The sequence below is a fragment of the Streptomyces sp. NPDC019531 genome (genome assembly GCF_044903305.1).
Lineage (GTDB): Bacteria > Actinomycetota > Actinomycetes > Streptomycetales > Streptomycetaceae > Streptomyces.
Map to the genome: position 1 here is coordinate 1 of NZ_JBJDQL010000109.1, position 5,313 is coordinate 5,313.

Here is a 5,313-nt window from a genome sequence, read left to right on the forward strand (position 1 = left end):
GCCCGGAAGCCCGGAAGCCCGGAAGCCCGGAAGCCCGGAAGCCCGGAAGCCCGGAAGCCCGGAAGCCCGGAAGCCCGGAAGCCCGGAAGCCCGGAGGCCTAGAGCCGCCCAGAGTCCGGAGCCGGGAAGCCGGGAAGCGTCGAGCCCGGGACACGGCGCAGTCGGCCCAGTCCGGGAGGTGGACCGTCCATGAGCGGTGTCTGCTGTGCCGGGATGAGGCGGATCGGGCGGGGCTGAGTCGGGCGGCGGCGGCCTCCGTGTGGTCGGCGGAGTGGAAGACGGGGCCGGTCCGGGTCTGGCGGGCGCTGTCAGGCCCGGCGCCGGGTCCACAGGGGCTCGGTGAGGGCCCACTCCCGCTCCCATTCGACGAGCCGGTGGCGGTTGGCCGCACCGCGTACCAGGGAGTGCCCGAGGAGGATCACGGCGATCGCCGCGCCCACACCACACGCGCCCATCGTCACGGTGTGCTGCCAGACCGCGGTCTCGTCGGGCGGCGGAGCCACGCTCCGGCCCCGGGAGTCGAACCACACGTCGACCCTCTCGCCCTGGTCGGTGCCGCCCGGAACCCGGGCCGTGGCCGTCTTCACGGCGCCCCCGGCCTCGGTCCAGCGCACGGTCACCCGGTACGAGTGCTCACGGCCGCCCTGGGCCGTCGGCGGCGAGTCCGGGACCTTGCCGACGACCTCGGCGCGGACCCGATGACGATCCGCACGCTGCGCGGCCGCCACCGCACGGGCGTCGTCATGGGCCCACCAACCCACGAGCGCGCCGGCCAACGGGGCGGCCAGGAACAACAGAAGAGCGACGGCCACCACCGTCCACGCCTCGACGACGTCCGACCGGCGCCTGAGCGGATTGCGCCGCCAGCGCCAGCCGCGCACCCGGGTTCGCATGTCGACCTCCGCACCACGCACGTCTGCGAGTGGTCACACAGGTGTAGTACCCCTCTACCCGCTGCGTTCACTTGTGGGGAAGAGCACATACGCACGGAGTGCACACGCGCACCACCCGTCAGCCGAAGCGCTCGATCCGAATGTGCTCCACCGGCTGACCGGCCTCCACCAGCAGCCGCGAGGCATGCTCGGCGAACGCGTTGGACCCGCACACATAGGCCTCCCATCCATTATCGGGCTGTTCGGCCAGGAAGGGCGCCACATGTGCAGCCGCTATGCGTCCCACCCGCACACCCTCCGGCGCGCTCCGCGTGAACACGGGGGTCGTCTCGGCGCCGAACTCCCGCGCGTAGATGAGCTCCTCGGGACTGCGCGCCGACACCAGCAGCCGTAGTGGCACGGACAGTCCGCGCGCCCGGTGGTGCCGCACCATCGACATCAGCGGTACGACCCCGGACCCGGCCCCGACCAGCAGCGCGGGCCGGTCGCCGGGCCAGGCGAAGAAACCGCTCAGCGGCCCGCGTACCTGGACCTGGTCACCGGGCTCGGCCACCGTGTGGAACCAGCCGGAGACCTCACCGCCCTCGACATGGTCCAGGGTCAGCTCGATGTGCCCGGAGTCCCCGGGCGGGGACGCGATCGAGTAGTGGCGCTGGGCCGTGTAGCCGTCCTCGGCGGTCAGCCGCAGCATCAGATGCTGACCGGGCAGATGCCCCTGCCAGGCGGGCACCGCGAACCGGAACGTCGACGCCTGCGGGGTCTCGCGGCGGATCTCCGTGAGCGTGCCCTCTGCCACACCGAGGCGGCCCGGTCGCTCACGGAGATACGCCCGGGCACGGCGAACCGCGTGACGGGAGCGAAGGCGGGCGCGGGCAGCGTCTCAGTCACCGGAGTACCTCTGCTCCTCCCAGGGGTTGCCCCGCGCGTGGTAGCCGTTCCGCTCCCAGAAACCCTGCTCGTCGTGATCGAGCAACGTCAGCCCCGCAACCCATTTGGCGCTCTTCCAGAAGTACAGGTGCGGCACCAACAGCCGGGCAGGCCCACCGTGTTCGGCGGGCAGCGGCTTCCCGTCGTACTCCCACGCGATCCAGGCCCGCCCGCCGGTCAGGTCCGCGAGCGGCAGGTTGGAGGTGTACCCCGTGTGCGAGTAGGCGACAGCATGGGTGGCGGACCCATGTGGCCGCACCACATCCAGGAAGGCGTCCAGCGACACGCCCGCGAACCGCACCCCGAACTTCGACCAGCTCGTCACACAGTGGATGTCACCCTCGTAGACCGACGCCGGGAGCGCGTGCGCCTCGTCCCAGTCCCAGGTGCGCGGTTCCTCGACGAGGCCGTCCACGCGGAACGTCCAGTCGGCCGGGGACAGGTCCGGCGTGACCTCCGCGGAGAGGACGGGCCAGTCGTCGCCCGCGTCGTACTGGCCGGGTGGCAGTCCGGGGTTGTGGACGCGGGGGCGTCCGGTGAAGCCTCGGGTGACGTTCATGCATCAACCGTACGCCGTCGCCCCTCGGGCTCCGTCCCAGGTCAGTGCCCCGATGATTGTCCTCGACCTGGTCGCCCGCACCCGGCCGGGACCCTTCCTGCCCCGCACCATGGAGATGGGCACCTACCTGGGCATACGCCGGGGCGGCGCGCTCGTCGCCATGGCGGGGGAGCGGCTGCACCCGCCGGGCTGGACCGAGATCAGCGCGGTCTGCACCGACGATGCCGTCCGCGGCCAGGGCCTCGCGACCCGGCTGATCCTCGCCGTCGCGCACGGCATACGGGAGCGCGGCGAGACCCCGTTCCTGCACACCGGCGCGGGCAACACCCGTGCCATCCGGCTCTACGAGTCCCTGGGCTTCCGGCTGCGCCGCAGCACCGCCTTCCTCGACGCACGGGTGCCCGAGCGGTTGCCGGAGGGGGTGTCCTAGCTCCCGTCAGCCGGCTGGGGCCAGGAGTTGTAGCGCACCAGGTACCCGGAGAAGCGGGCCAGGTCCTCCTCGGACCACTCCGCGAGCCGCTCGGTCACGGCCGCCCGGCGGCTCATGGTGACCTGGCTGAGGATGTTCCGTCCGGCCTCGGTCAGGTGCAGCACCTGGACGCGGTGGTCGTCCGGGTCCGTGCGGCGCTCGATGAGGCCGGCCCCTTCCAGCGCGGCGACCTGGCGGCTCACCGTGGACTTGTCCAGGGCGTAGTGGGCGGCCAGGTCGGTGGCGCGGCAGCCGTCGCGCTCCTCCAGATGCCCGAGCAGGGTGTACGACACCAGGGACAGTTCGGGATGCAGTCGCCCTGCCGACGCCCTGGCCCGCCGGGCGAAGACCGTCATCTCGTGCTGGATGGTCTCCACGGCTGTGGCTGCGTTCACCTGGCCTCCCTCACCGTACTGGTTGCAGAATACAACTCACCGGCTCCGGCGGCCCTGCCGGGCTGTGCCATCGGTGTAAAGTGGCCGTCCGGCTGAGGGAGGTCCCAGCCATGCGGTGCCGAGGAGGTGAGACCCATCAACGCTGTGTCAGATCGGGTGCTCTCCCCTCGAACCGGCGCGGATCACCGCCGGTAGGTGACCGCTGGAGCGCCCTTCGGCTCTCGAAAGGCTCTCGGCTTCCATGCCTTCACGCTCTCCCCGTTCCACTTCTCCCGACTCCGTCGTCGCCGCGCTCCGCGCCGCGGGCTGTGTCTTCGCCGAGGACGAGGCCCGGCTGATCCTCGCCGCCGCCCGCACCCCGGACGAGCTGGCCCACATGGTGGACCGCCGAATCACCGGCCACCCTCTCGAACTCGTCGTCGGCTGGGCCGAGTTCCGCGGGCTGCGCATCACCATGACGCCCGGTGTCTTCGTGCCCCGTCGCCGCACCGAGTTCCTCGTCGAACAGGCCCTCGCGCAGGTGCCGGCCGTCTCCGTCGTCGTGGACCTGTGCTGCGGCTCGGGTGCCGTCGGCGCCGCGCTCGCCGCCGCCCTGGGCCCGGTCGAGCTGCACGCCGCCGACATCGACCCGGCCGCGGTGGACTGCGCCCGCCGCAACACCGCCGCGGCCGGCGGCCGGGTCCACGCCGGCGACCTCTTCGAGGCCCTGCCCGCCGACCTGCGCGGCCGTGTCGACATCCTCGCGGCCAACGTGCCCTACGTCCCCACCGACGAGGTCGGCCTCCTGCCCTCCGAGGCCCGCGACCACGAGCCCCTGGTCGCCCTCGACGGCGGCATCGACGGCCTGGACGTCCTGCGCCGCGTTGCCGCCGGGGCCCGCCACTGGCTCGCCCCCGGCGGCTGTCTCCTCGTCGAGACCAGCGAACGCCAAGCTCCCGCCGCCGTCGACGCCTTCACCCGCAGCGGTCTGACGACCCGCCTCGTCGTCTCCGAGGAGCTCTACGCCCACGTCGTACTCGGGACCAAGGCGTAAGCCCACCTCATGCCCAGCTCGGTGTCCACACGCCGGCGCCCGGCGGGTCGGGGCGGGTGGTGTGGAGGTGGTCCCGGAGGGCGCCGAGCGCCGGGTGCGGGTTGTCGGCGCGCCAGATCAGGGAGTGGGGGTAGACCGGTGTGGGCCCGCGCACCGGGATGCGCCGCAGATCCTGGTCCGACGGCCACACCAGGCGGGTCAGCTCGCCGACGAAGGTCGCCAGGGACGGGGAGTCGGCGATGGTGTCGAGGAGGGGATCGGTACCGAAGTCGGGGCCGGTGACCTCGATGGTGAGCCCGAAAGCGGCGGCGAGGTCGTCGTAGTAGGTGCCCCACTCGGTCCCGGTGACGAGGCCGGGCATCCAGATACGGTGCCCTGCCAGCGCGGCGGGCTCGACCGCGCGGACGGTCGCCAGTGCGTGGTCCGGCCCGGTGAGCAGCTGGACGGGCTCGTCGTAGACCCGCACGGACGTGATGCCGTCGGACGGCTGCCCCGGGCCATGGGGTACGGCGCGGAAGGTTGCGTCGATCGTGCCGGACCGGACCGCGGCGACGGCCGCGTCGGCGTCGAAGAGGGTGACCACATCCAGCTCGATGTCCGGGTGGGTGCGGTGGAAGGCGCGCAGCAGCTCCGCGGGTGCGAGCCGGCGGCCGATCACGTCCACGCGCAGGGCCCGGCTGCCCGGCCGTACCGAAGCGGCCGCACGTTCCGCGGCCCGCAGCAGATCGCGGGCGTGCGGCAGGAACGCCTGTCCGTCGATGGTGAGCCGGGCACCGCGCGGGGTCCGGGTGAACAGCCGCGCCCCGAGATCCTTCTCCAGTGCGGCGACCCGCTTGGACACGGCCTGCTGGGTGACCGCCAACCGGTCGGCGGCCTCCTGGAACCGCCCCGCGTCCGCCACGGCGACGAAGGTGCGTACGGCGTCGAGATCCATGCGGGCAGCCTAGTGTCCTGAGTCTGGAATTCGCTGCGTAAGTCAGGGTTGATTCGGCATGATGGCCGGGTGGCGAGGACGGGACGGCCGAAGGCCGAGTTGG

5 protein-coding genes and 2 pseudogenes are annotated in these 5,313 nt (G+C 72.6%); 2 read left to right on the forward strand and 5 right to left on the reverse strand.

The window, feature by feature from the left end:
- Nucleotides 1-308: 308 nt before the first annotated feature.
- The 3 genes and pseudogenes from ACI2L1_RS44815 to ACI2L1_RS44825 form a co-directional block, all read right to left on the reverse strand.
- On the reverse strand, nucleotides 309-893 hold the full coding sequence (locus ACI2L1_RS44815; RefSeq protein ID WP_404745246.1) for a hypothetical protein: 585 nt from the start codon (nucleotides 891-893) through the stop codon (nucleotides 309-311).
- A gap of 118 nt (nucleotides 894-1,011) precedes the next feature.
- Nucleotides 1,012-1,730, reverse strand: a pseudogene (locus tag ACI2L1_RS44820) (ferredoxin reductase).
- Nucleotides 1,731-1,773: 43 nt separating this feature from the next.
- The gene (locus tag ACI2L1_RS44825) at nucleotides 1,774-2,379 is read right to left on the reverse strand and encodes a sulfite oxidase-like oxidoreductase (protein ID WP_404745247.1); all 606 of its coding nucleotides are present in this window, start codon (nucleotides 2,377-2,379) and stop codon (nucleotides 1,774-1,776) included.
- A 61-nt stretch (nucleotides 2,380-2,440) separates the two neighbouring features.
- Between ACI2L1_RS44825 and ACI2L1_RS44830 the strand changes: the two are divergent.
- Nucleotides 2,441-2,809 (forward strand): annotated as a pseudogene (locus ACI2L1_RS44830) (GNAT family N-acetyltransferase); the annotation flags it as partial.
- Here ACI2L1_RS44830 and ACI2L1_RS44835 read toward each other — a convergent pair.
- Nucleotides 2,806-3,204 carry a MarR family winged helix-turn-helix transcriptional regulator gene (locus ACI2L1_RS44835; RefSeq protein ID WP_404745250.1) on the reverse strand — a complete coding sequence of 133 codons (399 nt, stop codon included), beginning with the start codon at nucleotides 3,202-3,204 and terminating at the stop codon, nucleotides 2,806-2,808. The pseudogene ACI2L1_RS44830 and the gene ACI2L1_RS44835 sit on opposite strands and share 4 nt — an antisense overlap.
- A 280-nt stretch (nucleotides 3,205-3,484) precedes the next feature.
- Between ACI2L1_RS44835 and ACI2L1_RS44840 the strand changes: the two genes are divergently transcribed.
- Nucleotides 3,485-4,276 carry a putative protein N(5)-glutamine methyltransferase gene (locus ACI2L1_RS44840; protein WP_404745248.1) on the forward strand — a complete coding sequence of 264 codons (792 nt, stop codon included), beginning with the start codon at nucleotides 3,485-3,487 and terminating at the stop codon, nucleotides 4,274-4,276.
- Between the two features lie 7 nt (nucleotides 4,277-4,283).
- Here ACI2L1_RS44840 and ACI2L1_RS44845 read toward each other — a convergent pair whose 3' ends face one another.
- Entirely contained in the window at nucleotides 4,284-5,210 is a 927-nt protein-coding gene (locus tag ACI2L1_RS44845; RefSeq protein WP_404745249.1) for a LysR family transcriptional regulator, read from the reverse strand.
- Between the last annotated feature and the right edge of the window lie 103 nt (nucleotides 5,211-5,313).

Bases quoted from the DNA above. Each gene is read 5' to 3' on its own strand.
- ACI2L1_RS44835 (WP_404745250.1), bottom strand. From the start codon at position 3,204: ATGACGGTCTTCGCCCGGCGGGCCAGGGCGTCGGCAGGGCGACTGCAT.
- ACI2L1_RS44825 (WP_404745247.1), bottom strand. From the start codon at position 2,379: ATGAACGTCACCCGAGGCTTCACCGGACGCCCCCGCGTCCACAACCCC.
- ACI2L1_RS44840 (WP_404745248.1), top strand. From the start codon at position 3,485: ATGCCTTCACGCTCTCCCCGTTCCACTTCTCCCGACTCCGTCGTCGCC.
- ACI2L1_RS44815 (WP_404745246.1), bottom strand. From the start codon at position 893: ATGCGAACCCGGGTGCGCGGCTGGCGCTGGCGGCGCAATCCGCTCAGG.
- ACI2L1_RS44845 (WP_404745249.1), bottom strand. From the start codon at position 5,210: ATGGATCTCGACGCCGTACGCACCTTCGTCGCCGTGGCGGACGCGGGG.